Origin of the sequence: Deinococcus marmoris DSM 12784, from assembly GCF_000701405.1 — a bacterium.
GTDB classification, from domain to species: Bacteria; Deinococcota; Deinococci; order Deinococcales; family Deinococcaceae; genus Deinococcus; species Deinococcus marmoris.
This window is the reverse complement of sequence record NZ_JNIV01000031.1, coordinates 1-26,250: the sequence shown is the minus strand read 5'-3', so window position 1 is coordinate 26,250 and position 26,250 is coordinate 1. Positions and strand designations below refer to the sequence as shown.

Sequence of the window (26,250 nt, the reverse complement as noted above, 5' to 3'; positions counted from 1 at the left end):
GCGCTCAACCCTTGCGGCTCACGACGACGCGCGCCGGGCGCACCAGCTTGTCGCCCATGCGGAAGCCCGCCTGAAAGACCTGCACGATCCTGTCATCCTCGTCGCCGGGGACGGCCTGGAGCGCTTCGTGCCACTGAGGGTCAAAATGTTCGCCTTCCTGGCCAGTCATTTCCAGACCTAGCTTGGAGAAGATTGTCAGCACCTTGGTCTGCACGGCCTTGACGCCCGGAATCAGCTTGGCGGGGTCTTCCGATCCCATCGTCACGGCGCGTTCCAGATCGTCGTAGACGGGCATCAGTTGCTCGGCAGCCTTGGCGATGCCCTGGCCCTCGGCAGCGTCGAGATCCTGCGTGGTGCGGGTGCGGTAGCCGTCGAAGTCGGCAGCCAGCCGGCCCAGCTTGAATTTCAGATCGGCGTTTTCCTTTTCCAGCACTTCCACGCGCTCCAGCTTGCCCATCATTTCCTGGACCTGGGCCATCATGCCCTCGTCCATGCCGGGGAAGCCCGCGAAGTCGGTTTCCTCACCGTCTTCGTCGCTCAGCAGTTCGGCGTCGATGATGTCGCCGTCCGCGTCGATGGTCTTCTCGCCGTCACGGGCGGGAGTGAACTTCAGGTTCTCGGTGGCTTCGGCCTCGGCGTCCGGGGCTGCGCCGTTTTTGGTCTTGTCGTCTGTCATCTTGGAACCTCGTTTTCTGAACATCGGTTTAAGGATAAGGGAGAGGAGCTGTCTTAGCCGTCCTCTCCCAGTGGGTTGTTTGGTGTGGTCATTCGGAAGGGCGTTGGGGGGCGTTTGCGGTTTAACCCCTCCCCCCCTCCGGGGGACCTCCCCTTAGAAGGGAGGCAAGGAGATTCCTGCGTCGTCCTATCTTCTGTGCTTCTTGGCTCCCTTTTGAGGGGAGCTGGCTGCGAAGCAGACTGAGGGGTTTCTTTTGCCTTAAGGTGCGGGCTTGAAATCCGCGTCGATCACGTCGTCATCCTCGGCCTTGTCTTTGCCCATGTTCACTCCGCCGTCTTCGCCTTCAGGCTGGGACTGCGCTGCATTCTGGTTGGCGGTCATGAACTCGCGCAGTTCCTCTTCCAGCTTCTTCTGGGCGTCGGCAATCTGGGTGTCGTCGTCATTGCGGACGGCTTCCTCGGCCCCATCGGCGGCGGCCTTGAGCTTGTCCTTGGCATCCTGGGGAGCAGAAGCATTCTCCTCAATCTGTCCCAGCGCCTGAACACGCAGGCTGTCGAGGTTGTTGCGCTTTTCGACCTTCTCGCGGCGGGCCTTGTCGGCCACGGCATTTTCCTCGGCTTCCCTGACCATCTTCTCCACGTCGCTCTTGTCCAACGTGGTGGTGTTCTCGATGCGGATGCTGGATTCCTTGCCGCTGTTCTTTTCCTTGGCGGTCACATGCAGGATGCCGTTGGCGTCAATGTCGAAGGTCACTTCGATCTGTGCGCGTCCGGCGGGCATCGGGGGAATGCCTTCCAGCTTGAAACGGCCCAGGCTCTTGTTGTCGTTCGCCATCGGGCGCTCGCCCTGCAACACGTTGATCTCCACCCCTGGCTGGTTGTTCTCGGCGGTGGTGTAGATCTCGGTCTTCTTGGCCGGAACGGTGGTGTTGCGGGTGATCATCGGCGCGATCATGCCGCCCTTGACTTCCACGCCCAGCGTCAACGGCGTCACGTCCACCAGCACGATGTCGCCCAGACTGGAGTCGCCCTGAATGATGCCCGCCTGCACGGCAGCGCCCAGCGCCACAGCTTCATCGGGGTTGACCGATTCGTTGGGGGTCTTGCCGATCAGTTCCTGCACGATGCGCTTGACGGCGGGGGTGCGGGTGCTGCCGCCCACCAGAATGACCTCGTCGATCTTGCTGGCGTCCAGCTTGGCGTCCTTCATGGCCTGCTCGACGGGCTGGCGCACGCGGCGCAGCAGATCAGCGGTCAGTTCCTCGAACTTGGCGCGGGTCAGCGTGCGCTCCAGGTGCATCGGGGTGCGCGTTTCGGGATCGAAGGTGATGAACGGCAGGCTGATGGCCGTTTCGGTGGCGTTGGACAGCTCGATCTTGCCCTTCTCGGCAGCCTCGATCAGACGCTGGAGGGCCTGCTTGTCCTTGCGGAGATCGAACTTATGCTCCTTCTCGAATTCCCCGGCCAGCCAGTCCACGATGCGGTGATCGAAGTCCGCGCCGCCCAGGTGGGTGTCCCCGGCGGTGGATTTCACTTCAAACACGCCGTCGCCCAGTTCCAGGATGGTCACGTCGAAGGTGCCGCCCCCCAGGTCGAAGACCAGCACGGTCTCGTTGCCCTTGCGCTCCAGGCCGTAGGCCAGTGCGGCGGCGGTGGGTTCGTTGATCACGCGCAGCACGTTCAGGCCCGCGATTTCCCCGGCCTGCTTGGTGGCTTCACGCTGCGAGTTGTCAAAGTACGCGGGAACCGTGATCACAGCGTCGGTGATCTTCTGGCCCAGCTTGGCGCTGGCGTCGGCCACCAGCTTACGCAGCACTTCCGCGCTGACCTGCTCGGGGGCGTAATCCTTACCGTTCACCTCGATGCGAACCGAGCCGCCCTCGCCTTCCTTGACGTTGAAGGGGCTGCGTCCGGCCTCTTCCTTGACCTCGTCCCAGCGGCGGCCAATGAAGCGCTTGACTTCAAACAGGGTGGCGGCTGGGTTCAGCGCGGCCTGACGGCGGGCAATTTGCCCCACCAGGCGCTCGTCGCCCTTGTAGGCCACGACGGACGGGGTGGTGCGCGCGCCCTCAGAGTTCACGATCACTTCGGGGCGTCCGCCCTCCATGACAGAAATAACGGAATTGGTGGTGCCCAGGTCGATCCCAACAGCTTTAGCCATGTGTTTGACTCCTTGAATGTGTAGTTGTAAAAGGTGGGTTTCTGCCGCCGCAGGGGCAACAGTTCTGAAACTTCCAACAGCATAACGCTACAGTTGATCAGAGTCAATAGACTTGAGTGCTATACACTCAAGTTTAAGAGAGGCTGAAGGGTGAGAGCGGCTGGCACGCTTCTGGGCGGGAGATTTGGAGCTTGTAGCTATTGCCCAGAACTCAGTTGCCCAGAACTCGACCTCTCTTCGGGGACAAAGCTGGAGCTTCGGCAGGCCCAACCCTCCTGCCCGTTACCTTCGGGCGGCGCGCCGCGCTCTACGCTCGCTCCAGACAGGAGATTCACATGCAAATACAGCACAGGTCTATTCGCCGCTGGAACAACCTCAGCGCGCTCCAGAAAACCGCCATCGTCGCCGCCGGAACTGTGCAGGCAGGGCTATTTGCCGCTGCGTGGCTGGACCTGAGCCGCCGTCAGCCGGATCAGCTCAACGGCACGCGGGCGGGCTGGCGCGCAGCCCTGTTCCTCAACTTCATCGGACCACTGGCCTATTTCGCCCGTGGCCGCAAACACAGTGACTGGTCCGAGACCGACATGTCCGATCAGAGTGGCAAGGTTGCCATCGTCACTGGGGCCAACAGCGGACTGGGCTACGAAACGGCCCGCGCGCTGGCCCAGCACGGCGCAACCGTGGTCATGGCCTGCCGCAACGCCGCAAAGGCGGAACAGGCCGCCACCCGTATTCTGGCGACAGGTCCGCGTGGCAAGGTGATCCCCATGTCCCTGGACCTGGGCGATCTGGAGTCGGTGCGGGCTTTTGCAGACGACTTCAAGGGCAGGTTCGAGCGCCTGGATCTGCTGATCAACAACGCGGGCATCATGGTGCCGCCGCAGGGCGAGACCACGCAGGGCTTCGAGACGCAGTTCGGCGTCAACCACCTGGGCCACTTTGCCCTGACCGCGCAGTTGATTGACGTGCTGAACGCTACCCCTGACGCGCGGGTGGTCAACCTGAGTAGCATCGCACACCGCTTTGGGAAGATCGATTTTGATGACCTGAACTGGAAAGAGCGCGACTACAAACCCATGCCCGCTTACGGCCAGAGCAAGCTCGCCAATCTGCTGTTCACCTACGAGTTGCAGCGCCGGTTGCAGGCGGCGGGGAAATCCACGGTGGCGGTGGCAGCCCATCCCGGCTACGCGGCCACGGGTTTGCAGGGTGAGGGCGGCAACGACGGCCTGATGGGCAAACTGGCCCAGACGCAGGAAATGGGCGCGCTGCCCAGCATGTACGCGGCGACAGCGCCGGGGGTAGAGGGCGGCGAGTTCTTCGGGCCGTCCGGGCTGGCCGAGATCGCGGGCCACCCGCAGCGCGTGGAGTCCAACGCCCGCTCGCACGACGCCGAGACCGCCCGGCAGTTGTGGAAGGCTTCCGAGGAACTGACCGGGGTGCCGTTCGCCCTCTGAAGGTCCCAGGACTTACGCGATACCACTCGGCAGACCGATAAACACGATCTTTTCTCCCTCCCTCTTTATGGGGGAGGGTTGGGGAGGGGGTCAGACGAAGCGGCATCCCAGGGCCAATTTTCGGCCAACATAGCCCCAATCTTTTCCGCATTTCGCGTAAGTTCTAGGTCCATGAACAGGGCAGGAGGAGCTGGCGGGCTGATGATCTGAGGTAGAGAACTGTGGTTGCGGCTGCTCAGCCCTGGCCCACCAGCCGCCGCACCAGCTTGTCATACCCCTCCGGGTAGACGGGGAACATCTGCCGCGACTGGGTGTTCCACAGGGCGTCGAAGCTGTGGTAGCTCAGGTAGGCCAGCGGTCCTACCATGCTGTCGCTGACCCAGACCAGCCCGGCCTGATCGTCGTAGCCGCGCACCACGCGGAAGTGCGGCACCTCGCCGGGGCGTTCGTACCATTGCAGCACGATCACCGGAATGCCCAGCGCCAGCAGCCGCTTGATCTGTGAGATATGCCCGCCGCGTACCGTCAATGTGCGGAGCTTGAATTTGCTCAGCTCCGGGGCGATGGCGCTGATCTGCATGTAGCCGCCGTCCGGGCGCGCGGTGCGCTGGATGACGTTCTGACCGATCTGCACCTTGTAAAAACCCAGCACCGAGGACAGCGCGCTGGGGCCGCAGTTGTTGTGCGTCTGCATGCTGAAGCCCAGGCCCGGCAGGTAGGTCCTGACCGGCAGCTCGTTCCCGAATGGAGAATCCGTGCCAGGCAGTGCCCAGCCGATAAAACTGGTCATGGTGGCCGGGGGCGGCGTCTGCCATTTCGACGGACCTTTGACCTTCGCCTGATCGGGGCGCGGTGTGGCGGGCGGCAGGGGCGGCAGCTTCGGGGCCACTGCTTTCTGGATCGGCTGCACGGGCGCACTTGAGGCCGGACGTAATTTCAGTACCTGCCCTGGCCGCAGCGACGTTCCGCTCAGACCGTTGAGTTTCAGCAGTGCCGGAACCGAGGTGCCCGCCTTCTGGGCCACCCCGAACAACGTGTCACCGCTTTTCACCGTGTAGGTCTGTGTCGAAGTGGCCCCAGCCGGGGTGACCGCCAGCCCAAGCAGAGCCGCGCCCAGCAGCCAGCGCCGCAGCAGGGGAGAGGGCCTGGACACTGATTCTGGCGATTGCTCGATCATTGCCTGTCACCATAGACCGTGCCAGGTTAAGGGCGTGTGAAGAACCCTGCCCGTCGGGGGTGTGGAGGCACCGATCCCGCCACGCCTGGCCTACAGTTTGTCGCCCACATGAATCGCCGCAATGCCAAAGGACAGCAGGCGGTAGCGCGTGCGGAAGCCCGTAGCGCGCATCAGATCGGCCAGCCGTTCGGGCGGCGGAAAGGCCAGCACGCTCTCGGGCAGGTAGGTGTACGCGCCCGCGTTGCCGCTGATCAGGCCGCCGATGCGCGGCAGCACATGCTGAAAGTAAAAGCGGAAAATACTGCCGAACAGCCCGGCGCGGGGCGGTGGAAACTCCAGAATCACGGCCCGTCCGCCCGGAGCCAGCACCCGCCAGAATTCCGAGAGGCCGCGCGCATAGTCGGCAAAATTGCGGAACCCAAAGGCGCAGGTCACGCTGTCGAAACTGCCGTCCGGGTAAGGCAGATTCAGGGCGTCGCCTTCCTCCAGGCGGATATCGAGGTGTCTGGAAGCCGCCTTGGTCCGCCCGATCTCCAGCATCTGCGGCACAAAATCGCTGCCGATCACTTCCGATTCCGGCGCGCGGCGTTTGAGTTCCAGCGCGAAGTCCGCCGTGCCCGTCGCCACGTCCAGCACGCGGGCGGGGGCAAACGCCAGCGCCTCACGCGTGGCCTCGCGCCGCCAGCCCCGGTCCACGCCCAGACTGAGAACGCGGTTGAGCAGGTCATAGCGCGGGGCGATGTCGGCGAACATGGCCTGCACGTCGCCGCCCTTGTCCTGTCTGTCACCCACGGAGGGTTTTTTCGGCGCAGCGGTCATGCCGAGGATGATAGCCGGGCGGGAACGGGAGAAAGGGGAAGGGTCAATTCAGTTTCAGGAGTCCTGCGGGTGTGGAAGCGAAACCACAACCCTCGTAAAAGCCGGTCAGATGCGGCTCGTAGTCCACATGCAGCCATTCCAGTCCGCCGTATTCGCGCGCCGCCGCCTCTGCCCGCCGCACCAGCTCCGTGCCGATGCCGCGCCGTCCCCAGTCCGGGTGAACGGTGGTGTCCAGCAGGAAGGCGTGAACGCCCCCGTCCCAGGCGATATTGACGAAGCCCACTAAAGTCTCGCCGTCGAAAGCCGTGACCCAGGTCAGACTGCGCTCAAGGACGGGTTGCCACCACTGGCCGTCATCCTTCCCACCCCAGGCAGCTTCCCGCAACGCTCCCAGCGCCGAGAGCTCCGGCCACTGGCGCACGCGGTAGGCGATTTCGGAAGTCATGCGCTGATGCTTTCGCCCGCGTCCAAATCGGTGATCCAGCGTTCTAGCCGCGCCACCTGACGTTCCAGCACCTGCGGCGTGCGGGTGGCCTGCGTCACGGCATACGCGCCCTGCACGGCGGCCAGCGTGTCCAGCGCCAGATCGGCGGCGTCGGGGCGGCCCAGCGCCGCAAACTGCCGCTCCAGCCAGTGCAGGTACAGCGGAAACAGGACGGTGGCGCTCTCGGCGGCGCTGCCCCCGGCCTTTTCCAGCTCGGCGCAGAGGGTGCCATACGGGCAGCCGTAACGGGCCAGCTCTGCCTTGTGGGCCAGCCCACCGCGCACGAAGGCCAGCAGCCGTGCGCGTGGGTCACCCTCCGCATTCAGCCGCGCCAGCCCGTCCAGAATGTCCGTGCCGTGCGAGGCGATCACGGCCTCCACCAGCGCGTCCTTGGTTTTGAAGTGGTAATACACGTTGCCCGGCGGCACCTCGGCGGCCTGGGCAATTTCAGACAGGCTGCTGGTTTCGACGCCACGCGTGTAGAACAGCGTCTTGGCGGCCTCGATCAGCCGCTGGCGTTTGGGATTGGTTTTCAGCATAGGGCGCGCCTCCACGCGAGACTGGAAAGAATTTCAGTCGTTCAACTCAGTCTAAATTCTACAGGCTCAATTCGCAAGTCGGCCAGAGGGTGAGCCGCTGACGCTTGACAACCACAGTCTCTCGGTGTATTTTTTAAAGCAGCAAGTAATGCGACTCAAAATTGAGTCAGTCAACTTACTAAGGAGATCATCATGACTGCAACTGCTACACAGACCGCCAGCGTCTTTCGCCTCAACAACGGTGACACCTTTCCGCACCTGAGCGCCGATCTGGTGGGCGGCGGCACGCTGAACCTGCCCGCCGATCTGGCCGGAAGCTGGGGCGTCGTGCTGTTTTACCGGGGCAACTGGTGCCCGTTCTGCCGCACGCAGCTCAGCGACTTCCAGAAATCTCTGGAGCAGTTTGCCGGGATCAACACCAAAGTGGTGGCCCTCTCGGTGGATTCCCAGAGTGAGGCGCAGGAAACGGTCAGCAAGCATGGCCTGACCTTCCCGGTGGCCTACGGCATCGATGCACAGGCCACGGCGGCCAGCGTCGGCAACTATGTGTCGGACGGTAGCGACGGCAAGCCCCCCTACTCGCACGCCACCGGCTTCGTTCTGTCGCCCGACGGCAAGGTGGCCGTGGCGCTGTACTCGTCGAGCGCCATTGGCCGCCTGAACGCCGCTGATACGCTGGGTCTGATCAAGTACATTCAGTCTCAGACCTAAACCGGAGGAAATGACCATGACAAACCCCATCACTTTAACCGACAGTAACTTTCAGGGCGAGATCGCCAGCGGACTGACCCTGGTGGATTTCTGGGCACCGTGGTGTGGCCCCTGCCGCATCATTGCCCCCGTGATTGAGGAACTGGCCGGGCAGTACGAGGGCCGGGTCAAAGTTGGCAAGGTCAACGTGGACGAGAACCCCATGACCCAGGGCCAGTTCCGCGTGATGAGCATTCCCACCCTGATGCTGTTCAAGGACGGGCAGCCCGTAGAGAGTATTGTGGGCGCACAACCCAGGCGGGCCTTTGAGAAGCTACTGGACAAGCATGCGGGAGCCGCCGCCAGCGCCAACTGAACAGCGCCAACAGAACCTCAGTTTCAAGATCAGCCCCAAGGCAAAAGCCACCCTCCAAGATGCGGGGGTGGCCTTTTGCTGCTTTGGAGATGTTTGTTCAGCCCACGATCTTGAGTTTCCGCCCCACCTTGTCATACGCCTCCAGCGCCTGATCCAGATCGGCGCGCGTATGCTCGGCGGTCACGATGTTGCGGATGCGGGCGCTGCCGCGCGGCACGGTGGGAAAGCCCAGACCCACGGCGAAAACGCCTTCCTCGAACAGCAGGCGGCTGGCCTCGAACGCCGCTTCCGGCTCACCGAACAGGACTGGGGTGATGGGGGTGACGCTGCCCATCGTGTCGAAGCCCAACCCGGCCAACTCGGCCTTGAAGTAGTGCGTGTTGTCCCACAGCCGCCGCATCAGCGTGGGGTCACGCTGCACTTCCTCGATGGCGGCCACCAGACCGCCCACCACCGCCGGGGGCTGCGCGGTGGAGAACAGGTACGGGCGGGCGCGGTTGATCAGCAATTCGCGCAGGTCCGCGTGCCCGGCGGCGTAGCCTCCCACGCCGCCCCAGGCTTTGGACAGGGTGCCCACCTGAATCACGTCGTCGGCGTTCTCGAAGCCGAAGTGATGCACCGTGCCGCGACCGTCCTTGCCCATCACACCGCTGCCGTGGGCGTCGTCCACATACGTGACTGCGCCGTACTTGCGGGCCACCGCGATCAACTTATCCAGCGGGGCCAGATCGCCGTCCATGCTGAACACGCCGTCGGTGACCACCAGTTTCAGGCCGTCCGTCTCGTTTTCCTGCAACAGCCGCTCCAGATCGTCCGCATCGGCGTGCTTGTAGACCTTCTTGGTGGCCTTGGTCAGCCGCAGCCCGTCGATGATGCTGGCGTGGTTCAGTGCGTCGCTGATCACCAGATCGCCCTCTTTGAGCAGGGTGCCCAGTACCCCCTGATTGGTGGTAAAGCCGCTGTGCAGCACCAGAGCGCTGCCGGTGTGCTTGAAGGCGGCCAGTTGCTGTTCCAGTTCCTCGTGAATCCGCAGCGTTCCGGCAATGGTCCGCACTGCTCCGGCCCCCACGCCCCACTCGCGCAGGTAGGCGGCGGCCTTTTCCTTGAGGCGAGGGTGATCGGCAAAGCCCAGGTAGTTGTTGCTCGCCAGATTCACCACCTCGCGGCCATCCACGCGCGTGCGGGCGCGGTTGGCTCCGTCCAGTACACGCGGCTTGATCAGGAGTCCGCTGTCTCGCAGACCTGAGAGTTCGGCGCTCAGCCGCTCGGAAAGTGAAATGGTCATACCCCGGAGTCTAGAGGGCTGCCCACATCCCTGTCCGTATGCAGGGCACGGAGGGCCAGCGCCAGTCTCCTTGAGATTCCTCGCCCTGACCGCCCAGAGCCGGCATGAGGAATATAAAATTTCATACATCCAGGGGGGGTGAAGCCCTGATCCCCCACACTTTTAAAGGAACAGCGTGAAAAACTCATCTTTATTTTATGCTTCGTAAACCTCTGTCATGAATCGGTCAGCCGTCGGGTCGCACAGTGACGCATGACCCTGTTGCTGATCGCGCTGTTGCCCGCCGCCGTTGCGCTGTGCCTGCTGGTGGCACTGGCGGTCTCGGTCCTCATCAGGAGTATGAAAGGTGAACGCTGGGCCGTGCCGTTCGAGGGCAGCGTGGCCCCCAGCGTCAGCCCCAATCTTCAGGTCAACGCCTGGATGAGTGACGCGTCCGTAGATGGCATTGTCCGCAAGTCCGTGGCCTGAAACCCGGACCACACGACAGCCGATTCCCAGGTGTCCCAGCCGATCTCACCCAACAGGGTTCAGAGATCGGCTGGGACAGTTCCTTTGATTGAATGAACTGGTTGAATGTCTCGTCTTTTCTGGCCGCCAGCCTGGCCCCCGTTTCAGCCTCTGGCGGCTCGGTGGGGAGATCGCCATTCCCGGACGCCCAGATGAGAACGCTTCATCTAACGCGCGGTCTGATCCGGCACTCATGCTGCCCCATGAAATCAGTGGGTCCGGTGCCTGGAAACACCCTGCCACCACGTCTGTTTGTGAATATTTTGCACTTGCCTGTTCGCATTCAAAACGGCGCGTTCCAGGGACAGCCCAGGGTGCATGAGCGAAATGAGAATGGGTTTAAGAGACTGGTTTGCAGATTCCTCTAATAAGATTTGGTTAAGGTAACTGTGCAAGCACGGCGGCCCTCCAGTAAGCCGATCCAACTTCCGCTTTCTGGCAGTTCGCCTCCTACGCCCGGCCCGACGTTGATCTCCAGAGACAGCTCGTTCAGGACTGCCCAACCCAGTTTCTGAACCTGAATCGATCAAGTCACCCGCCCCCTACCGTCTTCACAGAGGAAACCCACCATGTCTCATTCCCCCCGCTCTGCCCTGTCCCTCACCGCCCTTGCCCTGACCCTGACCCTGGCCGCCTGTTCGCAGCAGACCGCCCCCCCCCAGCCGCAGGCAGATGGGCAGAATGGCAGCCAGTTCATCTACGACGGCACCGATCACTCCTGGGTGTCTTCTGACAATGGTCTGGTGGGTATGGAAGCCGAGGTGGCCCGCATGAAGGCGCTGGCGATCAACACCGGCAACAACATGCTGAGCGGCGAGGCGTGGACGGCAGCGACCAACGGCTGGGGACCCATTGAGCGCAACATGAGCGTCGGCGAGAACGGAGCCAGAGACGGGCGCATGATGGTCGTGAACGGGAAGAAGTACGACAGTGGGTTCGGGGTGCATTCCAATTCGTCGATGACCTTCAATCTGGGTGGCAAATGTAACCGGTTTATCAGTGACGTGGGCATCGACGACGAGGTGGGGGATCGGGGCAGCGTGGTGTTCCAGGTGTTTGCCGATGGAGTCAAGGTATTCGACAGCGGCAGGATGACCGGCGCGGACGCCCCCAAAACCGTCAACGTGGACGTTTCGGGCCGCCGTGAACTGAAGTTGGTGGTGGGCGACGCGGGTGACGGCCTCGATTACGATCACGCCGACTGGGGCGGGGCCATTCTGGTGGATTGCAATTCGTCCGGTACGCCCACGTCGCCTGCGCCGCCCTCGGTTGCTCCACCTGCGCCCACTCCTACTCCCCCTGCGCCTACACCTCCGTCCGGCAACGTCAATTACAGCGGACCGCTGGTCATTACCAAGGGCGGCACCTACCGGGGCAACTGGGAAAGCATGAATCCGAACGTGCCTGCGGTCTTCATCCAGACCTCAGAACCTGTGGTGATCGAAGGCTCCAATCTGCGTGGACGGGGTCACCTCATCCGGGGCTGGAAGGTCAACCTGACGGTCCGCAACACCAACGGGTATGGCATGAATCCCAATGTCGCCGGTGCCTACGCCGGACGTTTCGCCGCTGTGGAAGAGGTCTACAACCTCCGGGTAGAGAATAATTACATGGAGGGCACCACGGGGATCTACGTCAACCTGTTCTACGGCAAGGGCAACGGGCAGACCATCAAGATCCTGCGCAACAGGGCCAAGAATATCGATGGTCGCCTGAGTAACGGCAACGGCGGGTACAACGGTGGACGTTATTACGCCCAGTTCGCACAGATCGCCAAGGTCCAGAACGTGCCCGGCATGGAAATCGCCTGGAACGAGGTCATCAACGAGCCGGGCAAAAGCTCGCTGGAAGAGAACATCAACCTGTACTCCACCAGCGGCACTGCCGGCAGCCGGATGCAGATCCATGACAACTACATCCAGGGGGCGTTCGCCATCCAGGCGGCCACGGACGGCGGGTACTCCGGCGGCGGCATCATGCTGGGCGACGGTCCGGTGGGCAACCTGGGCGAGGCCGGCGGTTACGTCGACGTCTACAACAACCAGATCGTCAGCACCTCCAACCAGGGGATCGGCATCGCGGGCGGGCATGACCACAACGTGTTCAACAACCGCGTGCTGTCGAGTGGCCGCCTGCCCACCGGCGAGATCAACAAGGCCCAGAACGTCGGCATCTACGTCTGGGACGTCATGAATGGCAAGGGCAGCAACACCTGGTTCAACAACACAGTCCACGACAACGTGATCGGCTGGACCCGCATCAACGCCAACAACAGCACCTGGCTCAACAACACCTGGTTCGCCGACTGCTCTAACACCTGCTACAACAATGCGTCGTGGTCCGGTGCAGTGACGATGGACACCGAGAAGCAGGAGTTCCAGATGTGGCAGAACAAGTTCCGCGCCGCTGGCATGAGCATGGGACCCAACTGATACGGACTCCGAATAAAAAGCGCAGACTGGAGCATTGCTAAATTCTATTCAGCCATCATTTTTCGCCACAGTGCCGCCGACAACCCGATCTCTTCACCCAGCACATCCTGTTCCACTGGTGGCCTTTATACGGTAATTAAGCGGAATCCGTATGAGCCGTCATCCCAGCAACCCACCTTTCTGATTGAAGAGACCTACAAAGGAGACCTGTCACGCCCGGCAGGTCCCCTTTTTGTTTCGTTTTTTTGTTTCGTTCCCTCTGGCTGTCCTTACCCTTCACGCGGCGCGTCCTCAGCGATATTCCAGATGAAGCAGGGACAGAGATCAAGCGTGCAGAACATTCAGTTCCGCGTCATCTCCAGCGGAACCACCCAGGCGTCAAATTCCTCGTCTGTCACGTAGCCCAGCCCCACCGCCGCCGCCTTGAGGCTGCTGCCTTCCTTGTGGGCTTTCTTGGCAATGGCCGCCGCCCTGTCATAGCCGATGTGCTTGTTCAGGGCCGTGACCTGCATCAGGTTGATGTCCAGATTGTGCTTGATTTTCTCCAGATTCGGCTCGATCCCCACCGCGCAGTTGTCGTTGAAGGCCAGCGAGGCGTCGCTGATCAGGCGGATGCTTTCCAGCACGGCGTGGACCATCACGGGCTTGAACACGTTGAGTTGAAAGTTGCCCTGCGATCCGGCGAACGCAACCGTGGCGTCATTGCCGAACACGCGCGTCGCCACCATCGTCAGTGCTTCACTCTGGGTGGGATTGACCTTGCCGGGCATGATGCTGCTGCCCGGCTCGTTCTCGGGAATGGTGATCTCGCCGATGCCGTTGCGCGGGCCACTCGCCAGCCAGCGCACGTCGTTGGCCATCTTCATCAGCGCCCCGGCCAGCGTCCGCAGCGCGGCGGAGGTCTGCACCAGGGCGTCGTGGGCGCTCAGGGCGGCGAACTTGTTCTCGGCGCTGCGGAAGGCAAAGCCCGTCTCGGCTTCGTACTTTTTGGCGGCCAGATCACCGAATTTCGGGTGGGCATTCAGGCCCGTGCCCACTGCCGTTCCTCCGATGGCGAGGTCCAGCAAGCCTTCCCCGGCGTGCCGCACTTCGGCCAGCGCGTAATCCAGTTGCGCCACCCAGCCGCCGATTTCCTGGCCCAGCGTGATCGGGGTGGCATCTTGCAGGTGCGTGCGGCCCACTTTGACGATGCCCGTGTACTCCTGGGCCTTGGCATGCAGGGTGTCGCGCAGCTTGCCCACGTCGCCGTAGAGTCGCTCGTTCAGTTCCAGCACCACGGCGATGTGCATGGCGGTGGGAAAGGTGTCGTTGCTGCTCTGGCCCCGGTTGACGTGATCGTTGGGATGCACGGGCGTCTTGCTGCCCATCTCGCCGCCCGCGATCTGTATGGCGCGGTTGCTGATCACCTCGTTGGAGTTCATGTTGCTCTGGGTGCCTGATCCAGTCTGAAAGACCACCAGCGGAAAGTGATCGTCCAGTTTCCCGGCGATCACCTCATCGGCGGCCTGCACGATCAGATCGGCCACGTCCTGTGGGAGTTCACCCAGCTCGGCATTGGCCTGCGCCGCGCCCTTTTTGAGGATTCCCAGCGCCCGGATGATCGGGCGGCCCCAGACGAAGGTGTCGCGGCCAATCGGGAAATTGTGAATGCTGCGCTCGGTCTGCGCGCCCCAGTAGCGGTCTGCGGCGACCTCCAGCGTGCCCATCGTGTCGGATTCCTTGCGGGTTTGGGTCATGAGGGCAGTTTAGAGCAGCTCTGTGCATCTGCGCAGAGGACGAGAATCTCCTGCTCGGTTGTTTCGCGCTGCCCCCTCTTTACCAGCGTTTGATCGCCTTCACAGCAATGTGGTGGCCAAAAAATCCCCTCAATGAAGAGGGGAACGAATGCAGGCCCATGTTCAGGAGAACCGCTCTACTCCTTCAGCCACTGCTCCAGCCAGCCCAGGTATTCCTCCAGTCGCTTGATGCGGCGGTCCGGGCGGCCCGCGCGGGACAGTTCGTGGTTTTCTTCCGGGAAGCGCACGAAGCGCACGGGAACGCCGTGCAGGGTCAGGGCGGCGTACCACTGCTCGGCCTGCTCCACGGGGCAGCGGTGGTCCAGCACGCTATGCACGATCAGCGTGGGCGTTTTCACGTCCTCCACGTATTGCAGCGGGCTGAGATCCCACAGCTTCAGGGCGTCGGCGCGGCGGTGGAAATTCAGGCCCAGTTCGTCGTCCCAGAAGCGCAGCCCGATGTCGGAAGTGCCGCCGAAGGACAGCAGGTTGCAGATGCTGCGGTCTGTGATCGCCGCCTGAAAGCGCGTGGTGTGCCCCGTGATCCAGTTGGTCATGAATCCGCCGTAGCTGCCGCCCATCACGGCGCTGCGGCTTCCGTCCAGGCGCGGGTAGGCTTCCAGGCAGCGGTCAAAGAAGTTGATCAGATCGTCCATGTCAGGGCCGCCCCAGCGCCCGTGAATGTCGTCTACCCATGCTTGCCCATATCCGGCGCTGCCGCGTGGATTGCTGTAGCACACGCCGTAACCCCGTGCTGCGAACAACTGAAACTCGTGCATGAAGGCGTGGCCGTAATCGGTGTGCGGGCCGCCGTGAATGGTCAGGATGGCGGGAACCTTCGCCTGGCCCTCCGGCAGCAGTGTCCAGCCCTCGCCCTCGCCCAGTTCGTTCTGGAAGGTGACGCGCTCGGGAGTGAGGACCGGGAAGGTCAGGCGGTCATGCAGGGCCGTGACCGTCTTGCCGTTCAACTCCACTTCGGGAAAGCGGTCTGCCCGCTCGCGGATCAGTGCCACGCCGCTGCCAGACGCCGTGAAGGAGGGAATAACATTCTGCGCGTAGTGGTCCTGCGCCGTGACCTCGCCGTCCAGCGTGACCCGGAACAGGCCGCAACTGCCGCGCACCGTGCTGGAAAACAGCAAAGTACTGTCGTCCAGCCAGACGGGTTTTTCGGGCAGCGCCCCGACATGGCAGTCGCCGCCCACCATGTTGCCGACGCCGTGATCGTGCTGCTCGTCCATGCGTCGCCACGAGCCGTCGGCCTCCACCAGGAACAGGTGGCTGTTTTCCGGGCTGCCCTTGCCCTCGGGGCGGCCCACCAGCACGAAACGCACCCCATCCGGGTGCGGAACCAGCGTTCCGATAGCCGTATTCCAGTGCGTGAGCTGTTCGGGCGGGCCGTCCAGCGGCAGGCGGTGAACTTCCTGCCGCCACTCCACGGCCTTCAGTTCGTCGGTGCTGGAGATGAACAGCACGCCGCCCGAATCCGGCTGCCAGGCGTAACCGTTGATCTCGGTTTCAGGCGTATGCCACTCGCTCAATTTGTCGGCCTGCACGTCGTAGTGCCACAGCCGGGCCGGGCGTTCGGGCAGCCAGTCGCGCCCGTTGAAGCGGTAGCGCGGGCGGGTGATCACGCGGGCCTCGCCGCGCTCGTCGCGTTTGTCCTCGTCGTCGCCCGTGCTGAGAAAGGCCAGAGAACGCCCGTCGGGGCTGAATTGCAGGTCCTGCACGGCCCCCTTGAATTCGGTTACGCGCCGGGCCTCGCCACCGGCCAGCGGCAGCAGATGGAGCTGACCGCCCCGCCCACCACTGGCGCGCACGAAGGCCAGCGTTCCCCCGTCCGGGGACCAGCGCGGCGAGCTGTCGCGGCCCTCGCCCTGGGTGAGCTGCGTGGCCGCGCCGCCGTCACTGAGCCACAGGTGGGTCTTGTAACGCGGTTTCGCGAATTCCTTATCGGACTTCTGCGGGTCTTCTTCCTCCACACGGGCCAGCACGAAAGCGACGCGCTGTCCGTCCGGGCTGATCTGCGGATCGGAGGGAAAGGCCAGAGCGAGCAGGCTGTCGGGGCCGGGCATTGGATTGGACATGGGCCTTAGAATAGCCCCTTCCCGTAGCTCCGACACACGATTTTTACTCTCGCTCAGGGAGCGTTCATGACGAAATGGTCAAGATCAATTGGGACAAAGCTCCTGGCAGTCAGAAGACCATCAGTTAGACTAGACATACCGGCACCACCGGCTCCACCTGTTGAAATACAGCCCCGTTTTGCGACGTGGCGTCCATGACGCTCTTTCCCGTAACCCGTGGCTGACCATCCTGGAGCCGGAGCCGCTGCCAGCAGGTCAAGGCACCCCACATTGATCCTCGTTTTCCCGGAGGCCCACCATGACTGCTCCTCAACCCCTTTCCAACCGGACCCAGAAGCCCGCACCCAACGCCACGTCACCATCGGCCCGCCCCCAGCCCAAATTCATCCAGCCTAAGCCCATCCAGCCCAGACCCGCCCAGATGCCCGCCGCTCTTCAGGACATGCTGTGTACCTGGGTTCCCGGCACCACAAGTATCGTCCGGCTCAAGATCAGCGCTGGGCAGGGCCGTGAACGCGTCCTGGAAGTGACCAGCACCCACCTGGGCCGCATCTTCGGCAAGGAAGTGGTGCATGACCTGTACCTCAAAGGCCGCTCGAAGGTCAGTGTGACGGCCCAGCAACTCGCCCTGCTGACCTGAAGTTCAGGCCAGCAAGCGCAAGACAGCGAGAACGGATCAGACCTCCAGCCCAGGGTTGGAGGTTTTTTTGCGTCTGCCTGGGCCGGGGTAGCATGGGCGCATGTCATCCCCATCTGCTCCATCTGACCTGCAACCTGACCTGAAGGCCATGCTCAGTGACCTGCGAACCCTGGTGGACATCGAGTCGCCGTCCACCGATCTGGCCGCCATCTGCCGCGTGATGGACGTGGTGGAGCGCTGGGCGCTGGATCTGGGCGCGGAGACGCACGCGCTGCCCGGCGGCACCCGGCTGTTCAACTTCGGGGCGGCCTATGACGAACAGCCGATTCTGGTGCTGACCCACGCCGACACCGTCTGGCCGCACGGCACGCTGCAAACGATGCCCTGGCGTGAGGACGAAGACCGCCTGTATGGCCCCGGCACCTACGACATGAAGGCCGGAATCGTGGGCCTGTTCCATGCGCTGCGGACCCTGAAACATCAGTCTCCGGGCAGTCCGTGGCCCAGGGGCGGCGTGCAGGTGCTGCTCTCGCCGGACGAGGAAACCGGGAGCGCCAGCAGCCGCGTGTATATCGAGGCCGCCGCCCGCAACGCCCGCGCCGTGCTGGTGGTAGAACCCCCGGTGGCCGACAGCCACAACCTCAAGACCGGGCGCAAGGGCACCGGCCACTTCTCGCTGCACTTTCAGGGGATTTCCAGCCACGCCGGAAACAAGCCCCAGGAGGGGGCCAGCGCCATCACCGCCGCTGCAAAGGCCGTGCTGGAGGTGCAGGCGCTGGCCCGCCCGGAAACCGGCACCACCCTCAGCGTCGGGCTGATCCGGGGGGGCAGCGCAGTCAACGTGGTTCCTGCCGAGTGCGTGCTGGACATCGATCTGCGGGTTTCCACGCTGGCCGAGGCCGAGCGCGTCACGGCGGCGGTGCAGGCCATGACCCCGGACGATCCCCGCGTCAAATTGACTATTACGGGTGGATTGAACCGTCCCCCCTTCGAGCAGAGCGGGGCGACGATGGCCCTGTTTGAACGGGCGCAGGTTGCCGCGCAGACGCTGGGCTTCACCCTGGGTCACGAGGTGGTGGGCGGCGGCAGCGACGGCAATTTCACCGCGCCGCTGTCGCCCACCCTGGACGGCCTGGGCGCACCCGGCGACGGCGCGCACGCCAGCCACGAACACATCCGTCTGGACCGCTGGCCGGATCATGTGCGCCTGCTGACCCGCCTGCTGCAAGAGGTCTGAAGCTCTTTCCCCCGCCAGGAGGCCACATGTTCAATCTGTTCCGCAAAACGCCCGCCAATGCAAACGTCAAGCAGGACGACGCCCAGACCTTCCGCGTGCGCGTCCGCACGGTCCGGCACGGCGAGATCGTCGAATTCCGTTTCACCAAAGGCGCACACATCGGCATCGATGACGACGGCAATTACGTGTTCCGCAAACCGGTGATCTCGCCGCAGCATCTGGACCGGGGAGAACTGGTGGTGCAGTTCAACAACCGCTACCGGGTGCTGTCCACCAGTGGGGACGGCGTGGAATTCGTGCCCGTGAGCGAATGGGAGGACTGAGGCCGTGACCGCCGAACCTCACCCGCTGGACCTGCTGCGCGCCGAGGCCCGGACCGCCACGCTGCCGGACGTTCGCCGCGAACTGGACGATCTGAGTGCCGGATTTTACGAGGTGCTGGATTCGGTCCACTGGGGCGCGGGGGCCGAGGACACCCTGCGCGCCAGCATCGGCATGGAGCGCAAGATGGGCATGGAGATGCGCCTGGGCCTGGGCGACGACTGGGACAGGCTTCCCCTCCGCAAGACCGCCCCACTGGCTGGGATGGCCCTGCCCGAACTGCTGGCCGAGGCCCGTGCGGGCCGTGAACACCTGCTGCTGGTGCTGGACGAGTTGCTGCGCGCCGCCCAGACCAGGGAAATCCGGGCGTGGTGCTACGGCGAGGAAGTGCCGCCCGAAATTTACATTCTGGGCCTGCGCCGTCGCCTGAGCGCGCTGGACGAACGGGTGGCCGGGGCACGAAACATCACTGGAGACACTGGAGAGTAGAGCAGTTCCATCCCACCACACTTTTTCTCCCATGCTGAACGCCGGGTCATTCAAGAATTCACGCCGGGGTCTGCGGCGCGGCCTCCAGGGAGAAGCTATGCAGGATTACGAGAAGCTCGGCGCGTTTTACCTCGGCAAGGCAGTGGACGGCGGTACGGGGGCAGTCACCGACGAACTCCTGCTGTATGACAGCAGTGACCTGACCACCCACGCGGTCATCATCGGCATGACCGGCAGCGGCAAGACCGGGCTGGGGCTGGGGCTGATCGAGGAGGCGGCGATGGACGGCATTCCGGTGCTGGCCGTCGATCCCAAGGGCGATCTGGCCAACCTGCTGCTGACCTTCCCGGACCTTGCCCCCGCCGATTTCCGCCCGTGGGTGGATGAATCCGAGGCCACGCGCGGCGGCATCACGCCCGACGAACTGGCCGCGCAGAAGGCGGCGCTGTGGCAAAAGGGGCTGGCCGACTGGGGCCAGAGCGGCGAACGCATCCGCACCCTCAGGGAAAAGGCCGATTTCGCGGTCTACACCCCCGGCAGCAGCGCGGGCCGCCCGATCAGCGTGCTGAAGGGCTTCGACGCGCCGCCCCCCGAGGTCATGGACGACGCGGACGCTCTGCGCGAGCGCGTGGGCGGTACGGTCACGGGATTACTGGGTCTGCTGGGCATCGACGCCGATCCGCTGCGTTCGCGTGAGCATGTGCTGCTGTCCACGCTGCTCTCGCACGCCTGGGCCGAGGGCCGCACGCTGGATATGGCGGGCCTGATTGGCGGAATCCAGACACCGCCGTTCACCCAGATCGGCGTGATGGGCGTGGACGCCTTTTACCCGCCCAAAGACCGTTTTGACCTTGCCATGAGCCTGAACAACCTGCTGGCCTCGCCGGGCTTTGCAGTGTGGACACAGGGCGAACCGCTGGACGTGGGCCGTTTCCTGTTCACGCCGGAAGGCAAGCCGCGCGTGTCGATCATGAACATCGCCCACCTGAACGACTCCGAGCGGATGTTCTTCGTGAGTATGTTGCTCAACGCCACTCTAAGCTGGATGAGGACGCAGTCCGGGACGAGTTCGCTGCGGGCGCTGCTGTACATGGATGAAATTGCCGGATTCTTCCCCCCGAACGGCAACCCGCCCAGCAAGCCGCCGATGCTGACGCTGCTCAAGCAGGCCCGCGCTTTTGGCCTGGGCGTGACGCTGGCGACGCAAAATCCCGTCGATCTGGATTACAAGGGCCTGAGCAACACCGGAACGTGGATGATTGGCCGCCTCCAGACCGACAACGACAAGGCCCGCGTGCTGGAGGCGTTGCAAGGCGCGTCCGCCGGGCAGGAGGCCATGAGCAAGGCCGAGCTGGACAAGCTGCTCTCTGGCCTAGGCAAACGCGTCTTCCTGATGCACAACATCCACGACGCCCGGCCCACGCTGTTCACGACGCGCTGGACCATGAGTTATCTGGCCGGGCCGATCACGGGCAGCCAGATTCGCAAGCTGGCGCAGGGGAATGCCCCGCGCAATGCTGAGGTGAGCGCCGCACCGCCAACGCCAACGCCCGCTCCAGGTGCCGCTCAGACAGGCTCCAAGCCGCTTCTCCCCCCCGGAATTACCGAGGTCTACGTCCCCACCTCTGAAACTGGGGTGACGTACCATCCGCATCTGCTGGCGGTGGCGAATGTGCGCTACAGCAACCTGAAGGCGCGGGTAGAGGTGAGCGGCACGCTACCCCTGGCCGTGGAAATCAGTGACGGCCCGATTGCTGTGAACTGGGCGGATGCGGCAGAACTGGCGGTGGGCCCCTCCACCCTGGAGCAGACCCCGGCGGACGGCGTGACGTTTGCTGCACTGCCCGCGCCGCTGCTGGACGCCAAAAATTACCCGAAGTGGAGCAAGGAGGCCGCAAAATATGTGGCCGCCAGCAAGCCGCTGACGCTGTGGCAGGACCCGGCCAGCGGCGTGATGAGTTCTCCCGGCGAAACCGAGGGCGACTTCCGCGCAAGGGCCAGCCACGCCGGACGCGAGGCGCGGGACGCGGCGGTACAGAAGCTGCGGGCCAAATATGCCTCTAAAGTTTCCACCCTGCAAACCCGGCTGGAACGCTTGCAACTGAAAGTCGGGCAGCAGCAGGCCCAGGCCCAGCAGGCGCAACTTCAGACGGCCATGAGCGTGGGTGTGGGTGTGCTGGGGGCCTTGTTCGGCGGCGGGCGCAGGACCACGGCCCTCCGCAGCGGGGTCTCCGGCGTGGGCCGCTCCATGCGCGAGGGTCAGGACGTGCAGGCGGCGCAGGCGGAATTGATGCAGGTCTCGCAGCAGCTTCAGGATCTGCAAAATCAGGTTCAGGCCGAGGTGGACGCGCTGGGCGGGGTCTCCGGCGGGGAACTGGAGCGCGTCGAAATCCGTGCCAAAGCAGCAGACGTCAGCATTCCACTGATCGCGCTGGCGTGGCTGCCCTTTGTCTCTGAGAACGGGGCGTTGCGGGCGGCCTGGGCGGGAGCGGAGGGGTAAGAAGCGAGCGACAGCAGAAGGACGCCACCGGGAAAAGTCTGTCCGGTGGCGTCCTTCTGCCGCTTACGCGGCGGGCTGAAGCTGCCGCTGGTCCGAATGCGGCGCAATGACCCACAGCGCGGCATAGGCCACGATCACCGGGGGAATGCACACAGCTAACACTGCTGCCGCCACCCGCAACAGCGAGAGGTCCACCTGTGGAGCGTAGAGGCGTTGCAGGCCGGCCACCACGCCGCCGAGAACCTTTCTGTCCATGTCGCGAATCAGCTTCTTTTCCATGCCCACAGTCTGCGCCCCGCGTGAACCGTGCGAAACAGACTTTTGATGGACGGCCTTTCTCCACCTAAAGTCAGCGTCGCTTACTCTGTCAGCGTCAACGTGCAGCGCCCCAGCCGCAACTCGGCGCTGGCCTCGGCGCGGTCTGCGGGGGTTCGGGCCACCTTGAAGACGGCCAGGGCCGCTTCCAGCAAGGAGGAGAGGTTTTCCAGGGTGGCGGCGGCCAGCACGCCCTCAAAGCTCTGCCCCTCCAGCGGGCCGATATAGGCGCACGCCAGGGCCAGCCCACCGTCCTTCGCATCGGCGAAATCCAGGGCAATCAGGGAAGAGTTGTTCTGATCCAGCAGCAGCACGCCCCGGTCCGCGCGGTAGGTGGCGGGCGTCCCCTCGGGCGGCTGGGCGCTCAGGCGCAGCGTGGTCTGGAATGCCTCGCCCTCGGCGCTGACGGCTTTCAGGGTCCAGACCTGACCCGGCGCGAGGGGGCCGCCGGGCGGCGGTACGGGGGCCTGGGTCAGCCCTCCCGCCCAGGAGGCGCAGGACACGAGCAACAGGGTCAGCAGCGGGCGCATGGGCACAGGCTAACGCGCCTCACCCCTTCAAACGCTATGCCCTACTCTGGGAACATGAATGCCAAGGGTGAACTGATCGCGCGGCTGGTGGGGCAGGGGCAGGGTGCGCCGATCTTCGAGGTGGTGTCGCACGGCCCGGCGCACGAACGGCTGTTCCGCGTGCAGGTGCTGGCCAGCGGGCACGTGCTGGGGGTGGGCGGCGAGGGCCGCAGCAAGAAGGACGCCGAGCGCCTAGCGGCAGAATCGGCCCTCCGCGCCCTGGACGGTGTCAGCGAGGCGGAATTGCCCGACAACGAGACGGAAACAGAGACTCCCGTCCGCTGGCCGATCTATTCCGGCGTGCTGGAGGCGGCGCTGGAAACGGCGCTGGAACTCTCGCCCGATGACGCCACGCTGGACGAGGTCCGCGCCGACGCGGCTCGCCTGTACCGCGATCTGCTGGGCGAACTGGGTCACGGCCCCGAAGAAGACAGCGCGTGAACTGGCCGTGGCGTCCGGCAGGGGTGCTGTTCGACATGGACGGCGTGCTGACGGCCAACAACGCCTTTCACCGGCAGGCGTGGCAGGAGGTGGCCGCCGAGGTGCTGGGCCTGAATCTCAGCGAGCATGATCTGGACACCAAGGTGGACGGTGGGCGCAACCCGGAAATCATCGAACGCCTGACCGGGCACTACCCCGATGCCGACTTGATCTCCCGCTTTCACGAGGCCAAGGAAGGGCGTTACCGCGACCTGGCCGCCGGAAACATGCAGGAAGTTGCGGGCCTCAGCGCATACCTGGACGTGCTGGCGGCGCGGGGCATTCCGCACTGTCTGGTCACCAGTGCAGATAGTGTGAACGTGGACTTCGGGATGAAGGCGCTGGGCCTGGGCGAACGCTTCGGGCCGCGCGTGCTGGGCGAGGACGTCACGCGCGGCAAACCCCACCCGGAGCCTTTTCTGCTGGGGGCACAGCGGCTGGGCCTGAACGCCGCCGACTGTCTGGCCCACGAGGACGCCGTGAATGGGGTCAAAAGCGCCGCCGGAGCAGGCTGCCGCGTCGTGGCGCTGACCACCACCTCCTCTGGAGAAGTGCTGTTAGAAGCAGGCGCGGAACTGGCCGTGCCGGACTTCACGGGCTGGGCCGAGTGGCTGGGTTAAGGCCAGTTCTCCGCTCTTGAAAGGCGCAGACGCCGAGGACCGCGCTGCCGCCCACCTGCTGTCTTTGGGCCGCGAAGTGCTGGCCCGCAACTACCGCATTCCCGGCGGCGAGATTGATCTGGTCACCCGTGAAGCCGGGGGAACGCTGGTCTTTACCGAAGTCCGACAGCGCCGCCAGACCCGTTACGGCAGCGCTGCCGAGAGCGTCACGCCGCGCAAGCTGGCGCTGATGCACCGTGCGGCGCTGGAATACCTGACCCGCGAACTGGGCCGCGACGATCTGCCCTGCCGCCTGGAAGTGCTGACCATCGACGGTCCGGCGGCGAGCGGCGAGATTCGTCTGCTGGAAGTGGAGGGCTAACGGCTTACCCCATCGACTCCGCGAAAATCCGCGCCAGATCGTCCGCTGTGGGCGTGCGCGGGGCAACGCTGAGCAGACGCTGCTGCTTCATGGCCCCGTCCACCAGCGCGGGAATGTCCGCGTCGTCGTAACCGAATTCGCGCACGCCCAGCGGGGCACCCACATCGCGCATCAATGACAGCAGGGCGTGCGGCAGGGCATCCCGGTCATCTGCGTCGTAGGTCTGCCCGGTCAGCATGGACGCTGCCTGGATGTGCCGCGCCGGGTCACTGTCGAAGGTGAAGCGGAAGGCGGCGGGCGAGGTCACGATCACGCTGAAGCCGTGCGGCACGAAGTTCTTGTCGCCGGGATAGCCAGGGTGGCGGTACTGGTGCTTCAGGCCCGCAATCGGGTACGCGCAGGCGTGAGGGATATGCACGCCCGCCGAGCCGAAGCCCACGCCCGCCATCGTGGCCGAGAGCATCATGGCCCCCCTGGCCTCCTTGTCATCCGCGTCCTGCACGGCGCGGCGCAGGAACTGGCCGCCGTTGCGGATGGCCTGCGCGGACCACAGGTCAGCCACCGGATTGCTGCCCTGGTACGGCGGACGCTCGCCAGGGGTGACGGGGCGCGGGCGGGACGTGTACGGGCGGCTCAGGAAACTCTCGGCGGCGTGGCACACCACGTCCAGCCCTGCCGAGGCGATCACGGCGGGCGGCGCGCTGCGGGTCAGCTCTGGGTCCACGACGGCCTGCGTGGGGCGCAAGCGGCGGTGGCTGATGCCGGTCTTGATCCGCAGTTCCGGCAGATCCAGAATGGCAACTGTGGTGGCCTCCGAGCCGCTGCCGGGGGTGGTGGGAATGGCGAGCAGCGGGCGCAACGGTCCCGCAGGCTGGCGGCCCCCGCCCACAGGTGCGTTCACGTATTCCATGATCCCGCCGCCGTCCGAGACCACCAGATTCGCCACCTTGGCAATGTCTATGGCGCTGCCGCCCCCCAGCGCGGCGAAGGCGTCGGCATCGGCTGCCCGCGCCGCCGCCACCGCACGCTCGAAGCACGCCAGCGTCGGCTCGGTCTCCACATCCGAGTACACGGTCACGTCGATCCCCTCGGCGCGGACGCTGTTCAGCACGGCTTCGGCCAGTCCCAGGCGCAGCACCTCGGGGTCCACCACGAAAAACACGCGCCGCGCTCCCAGTCGCTGTAACTCCCAGCCCGTCTCCAGCGCCGCGCCCGGCCCGAACTTGACCGGCGTGGCCTCCACGGTAAAAATCCTCTCCTGTTCGTCATTCATGGTTTGCCCCCTGATAGGGCCGACTGTAGCAAGTGGGCCGTAGTCTGGGCAGCATGTGGCACCAGCGTGACCTGACCCTCAAGCCCCACCCGCGCGGCTTTCACCCCATCACGCGCGAGGTGGTGTCGGCCCTGCCCGAACTCGCCGGGATTCGGGTGGGCCTGCTGCATGTCTTTATCCAGCACACCTCTGCCAGCCTGACCGTCAGCGAGAACGCCAGCCCCGACGTGCGCCGCGACTTCGAGCGTTATTTCAACCACGCCGTTCCCGACGGCTGGGCGGGGTTTGAACACACCCAGGAGGGCGACGACGATATGGCCGCGCACATCAAGGCCAGCGTGCTGGGCGCGGGCCTGAGCCTGCCTGTGCGGGACGGGCGGCTGGCGCTGGGAACGTGGCAGGGCGTGTACCTGTGCGAACACCGCGATCACGGCGGTGCGCGGCGGCTGTTGCTGACGCTGATGGGAGAGTAGAAACAGTTGTCTGGGTGGCCGTCTGCGGTTTAACCCCTCAGTCTGCTTCGCAGCCAGCTCCCCTTAAAGGGAGCCAAGGAGTGCAACTGGCCGGGCAATTCCACACCTCTTGCCTCCCTTTTGAGGGGAGGTGGCGCGAAGCGCCGGAGGGGTTAAACCGCAATCAACCCGCCCACAACACGACCAGTTCAGTACCGGACAACTTGCGTTTAAGTGGCGCTGGGTGCGGAGAAAGGTTGATTTAAGAGGCCGAAGTATATTTCGGCCTGTGGGTGATCCCATCTCAGCGCTCTCGCCAGATATTGCCAGCCATACTGGACCACGCTGACTGCGCGACGACCATGCGCTTTGACTGGAATTGGTTTGGACGCATTCATCCAGACGCCCACCCGCAGACAGCACACCCAGGCCAGCGTGACCAGTCCAAACAACCGCTCTAATCGGTCAGCGTGGGTCACCGCTGACCGTTCCAGGTCAAAGCCACGCGACTTCATGCTGCTGAACGTACACT

Annotated in this window: 26 protein-coding genes and 1 pseudogene; 14 read left to right on the top strand and 13 right to left on the bottom strand. The window is 64.3% G+C overall.

Translation table 11 applies throughout. The features are described 5' to 3' along the window. Positions 1 to 4: 4 nt before the first annotated feature. Together Q319_RS0109290 and dnaK are read right to left on the bottom strand one after the other, a co-directional pair. On the bottom strand, positions 5 to 676 hold the full coding sequence (locus Q319_RS0109290) for a nucleotide exchange factor GrpE (protein WP_029482072.1): 672 nt from the start codon (positions 674 to 676) through the stop codon (positions 5 to 7). 258 nt (positions 677 to 934) lie between these two features. Further along, entirely contained in the window at positions 935 to 2,836 is a 1,902-nt protein-coding gene (gene dnaK / locus Q319_RS0109285; protein WP_029482071.1) for a molecular chaperone DnaK, read from the bottom strand. Between the two features lie 335 nt (positions 2,837 to 3,171). Between dnaK and Q319_RS0109280 the strand changes: the two genes are divergently transcribed. After that, positions 3,172 to 4,293: an oxidoreductase gene (locus tag Q319_RS0109280; RefSeq protein WP_081845963.1), complete on the top strand. Its 1,122-nt coding sequence runs from the start codon at positions 3,172 to 3,174 to the stop codon at positions 4,291 to 4,293. Positions 4,294 to 4,528: 235 nt separating this feature from the next. On the opposite strand, the gene Q319_RS0109275 is transcribed toward Q319_RS0109280, so the two are convergent. From Q319_RS0109275 to Q319_RS0109260, 4 genes are all read right to left on the bottom strand, one after another. Further along, entirely contained in the window at positions 4,529 to 5,470 is a 942-nt protein-coding gene (locus Q319_RS0109275; protein WP_081845962.1) for a LysM peptidoglycan-binding domain-containing protein, read from the bottom strand. Between the two features lie 90 nt (positions 5,471 to 5,560). Next, entirely contained in the window at positions 5,561 to 6,289 is a 729-nt protein-coding gene (gene ubiE / locus Q319_RS0109270; RefSeq protein WP_029482065.1) for a bifunctional demethylmenaquinone methyltransferase/2-methoxy-6-polyprenyl-1,4-benzoquinol methylase UbiE, read from the bottom strand. 43 nt (positions 6,290 to 6,332) lie between these two features. Beyond that, positions 6,333 to 6,734 carry a GNAT family N-acetyltransferase gene (locus Q319_RS0109265; protein ID WP_029482064.1) on the bottom strand — a complete coding sequence of 134 codons (402 nt, stop codon included), beginning with the start codon at positions 6,732 to 6,734 and terminating at the stop codon, positions 6,333 to 6,335. Then, positions 6,731 to 7,312, bottom strand: coding sequence for a TetR/AcrR family transcriptional regulator (locus Q319_RS0109260; protein ID WP_029482063.1), 582 nt, complete (start codon positions 7,310 to 7,312; stop codon positions 6,731 to 6,733). The genes Q319_RS0109265 and Q319_RS0109260 overlap by 4 nt, the downstream gene beginning before the upstream one ends. Positions 7,313 to 7,504: 192 nt before the next feature. Here Q319_RS0109260 and Q319_RS0109255 point away from each other — a divergent pair, with 192 nt between their 5' ends. Beyond that, positions 7,505 to 8,023 (top strand): peroxiredoxin family protein, encoded by a 519-nt coding sequence (locus Q319_RS0109255; RefSeq protein ID WP_029482062.1) that lies wholly within the window; start codon positions 7,505 to 7,507, stop codon positions 8,021 to 8,023. Between the two features lie 16 nt (positions 8,024 to 8,039). Further along, entirely contained in the window at positions 8,040 to 8,378 is a 339-nt protein-coding gene (gene trxA, locus Q319_RS0109250; RefSeq protein WP_029482060.1) for a thioredoxin, read from the top strand. Between the two features lie 97 nt (positions 8,379 to 8,475). Here trxA and Q319_RS0109245 read toward each other — a convergent pair whose 3' ends face one another. Next, positions 8,476 to 9,663, bottom strand: a complete 1,188-nt coding sequence (locus tag Q319_RS0109245) for a glycine C-acetyltransferase (RefSeq protein ID WP_029482058.1) — start codon at positions 9,661 to 9,663, stop codon at positions 8,476 to 8,478. 252 nt (positions 9,664 to 9,915) lie between these two features. Between Q319_RS0109245 and Q319_RS0109240 the strand changes: the two genes are divergently transcribed. Further along, the gene (locus Q319_RS0109240) at positions 9,916 to 10,131 is read left to right on the top strand and encodes a hypothetical protein (RefSeq protein WP_029482056.1); all 216 of its coding nucleotides are present in this window, start codon (positions 9,916 to 9,918) and stop codon (positions 10,129 to 10,131) included. 608 nt (positions 10,132 to 10,739) lie between these two features. After that, positions 10,740 to 12,602, top strand: coding sequence for an NPCBM/NEW2 domain-containing protein (locus Q319_RS0109235; protein ID WP_029482054.1), 1,863 nt, complete (start codon positions 10,740 to 10,742; stop codon positions 12,600 to 12,602). Between the two features lie 341 nt (positions 12,603 to 12,943). On the opposite strand, the gene fumC is transcribed toward Q319_RS0109235, so the two are convergent. Together fumC and Q319_RS0109225 are read right to left on the bottom strand one after the other, a co-directional pair. Next, on the bottom strand, positions 12,944 to 14,338 hold the full coding sequence (gene fumC / locus Q319_RS0109230) for a class II fumarate hydratase (protein ID WP_029482052.1): 1,395 nt from the start codon (positions 14,336 to 14,338) through the stop codon (positions 12,944 to 12,946). 176 nt (positions 14,339 to 14,514) lie between these two features. Beyond that, positions 14,515 to 16,461 (bottom strand): S9 family peptidase, encoded by a 1,947-nt coding sequence (locus Q319_RS0109225; protein ID WP_029482050.1) that lies wholly within the window; start codon positions 16,459 to 16,461, stop codon positions 14,515 to 14,517. Positions 16,462 to 16,759: 298 nt separating this feature from the next. Here Q319_RS0109225 and Q319_RS28625 point away from each other — a divergent pair, with 298 nt between their 5' ends. From Q319_RS28625 to Q319_RS0109200, 5 genes are all read left to right on the top strand, one after another. Continuing rightward, on the top strand, positions 16,760 to 17,101 hold the full coding sequence (locus tag Q319_RS28625) for a hypothetical protein (protein ID WP_245619077.1): 342 nt from the start codon (positions 16,760 to 16,762) through the stop codon (positions 17,099 to 17,101). Between the two features lie 100 nt (positions 17,102 to 17,201). After that, complete coding sequence (locus Q319_RS0109215) at positions 17,202 to 18,338, top strand: M20 family metallopeptidase (protein WP_029482047.1); 1,137 nt, start codon at positions 17,202 to 17,204, stop codon at positions 18,336 to 18,338. A gap of 26 nt (positions 18,339 to 18,364) precedes the next feature. Next, positions 18,365 to 18,661, top strand: coding sequence for a hypothetical protein (locus Q319_RS0109210; protein WP_029482045.1), 297 nt, complete (start codon positions 18,365 to 18,367; stop codon positions 18,659 to 18,661). Positions 18,662 to 18,665: 4 nt separating this feature from the next. Beyond that, entirely contained in the window at positions 18,666 to 19,148 is a 483-nt protein-coding gene (locus tag Q319_RS0109205; RefSeq protein WP_029482043.1) for a hypothetical protein, read from the top strand. Positions 19,149 to 19,179: 31 nt separating this feature from the next. Continuing rightward, positions 19,180 to 21,648 carry an ATP-binding protein gene (locus tag Q319_RS0109200; protein ID WP_211252342.1) on the top strand — a complete coding sequence of 823 codons (2,469 nt, stop codon included), beginning with the start codon at positions 19,180 to 19,182 and terminating at the stop codon, positions 21,646 to 21,648. Between the two features lie 63 nt (positions 21,649 to 21,711). Here the strand turns inward: Q319_RS0109200 and Q319_RS0109195 are convergent, their stop codons facing one another. Together Q319_RS0109195 and Q319_RS0109190 are read right to left on the bottom strand one after the other, a co-directional pair. Further along, complete coding sequence (locus Q319_RS0109195; RefSeq protein ID WP_029482039.1) at positions 21,712 to 21,927, bottom strand: PspC domain-containing protein; 216 nt, start codon at positions 21,925 to 21,927, stop codon at positions 21,712 to 21,714. 80 nt (positions 21,928 to 22,007) lie between these two features. Then, on the bottom strand, positions 22,008 to 22,493 hold the full coding sequence (locus Q319_RS0109190; protein ID WP_029482038.1) for a hypothetical protein: 486 nt from the start codon (positions 22,491 to 22,493) through the stop codon (positions 22,008 to 22,010). Between the two features lie 54 nt (positions 22,494 to 22,547). Here Q319_RS0109190 and Q319_RS0109185 point away from each other — a divergent pair, with 54 nt between their 5' ends. From Q319_RS0109185 to Q319_RS0109175, 3 genes are read left to right on the top strand one after another with little or no spacing between them, the layout of a single operon-like run. Further along, positions 22,548 to 22,973, top strand: a complete 426-nt coding sequence (locus tag Q319_RS0109185; protein WP_029482037.1) for a putative dsRNA-binding protein — start codon at positions 22,548 to 22,550, stop codon at positions 22,971 to 22,973. After that, entirely contained in the window at positions 22,970 to 23,632 is a 663-nt protein-coding gene (locus tag Q319_RS0109180; RefSeq protein ID WP_029482036.1) for an HAD-IA family hydrolase, read from the top strand. Before Q319_RS0109185 ends, Q319_RS0109180 begins: the two co-directional genes overlap by 4 nt. Before the next feature lie 16 nt (positions 23,633 to 23,648). Continuing rightward, positions 23,649 to 23,993: a YraN family protein gene (locus Q319_RS0109175; RefSeq protein WP_029482035.1), complete on the top strand. Its 345-nt coding sequence runs from the start codon at positions 23,649 to 23,651 to the stop codon at positions 23,991 to 23,993. 4 nt (positions 23,994 to 23,997) lie between these two features. On the opposite strand, the gene Q319_RS0109170 is transcribed toward Q319_RS0109175, so the two are convergent. After that, entirely contained in the window at positions 23,998 to 25,266 is a 1,269-nt protein-coding gene (locus tag Q319_RS0109170; RefSeq protein ID WP_029482034.1) for a hydroxyacid-oxoacid transhydrogenase, read from the bottom strand. 53 nt (positions 25,267 to 25,319) lie between these two features. On the opposite strand from Q319_RS0109170, the gene Q319_RS0109165 reads away from it, so the two are divergent. Continuing rightward, complete coding sequence (locus Q319_RS0109165) at positions 25,320 to 25,739, top strand: secondary thiamine-phosphate synthase enzyme YjbQ (protein ID WP_029482031.1); 420 nt, start codon at positions 25,320 to 25,322, stop codon at positions 25,737 to 25,739. Positions 25,740 to 25,948: 209 nt separating this feature from the next. Here the strand turns inward: Q319_RS0109165 and Q319_RS26960 are convergent. Further along, positions 25,949 to 26,250 (bottom strand): annotated as a pseudogene (locus Q319_RS26960) (IS4 family transposase); the annotation flags it as partial.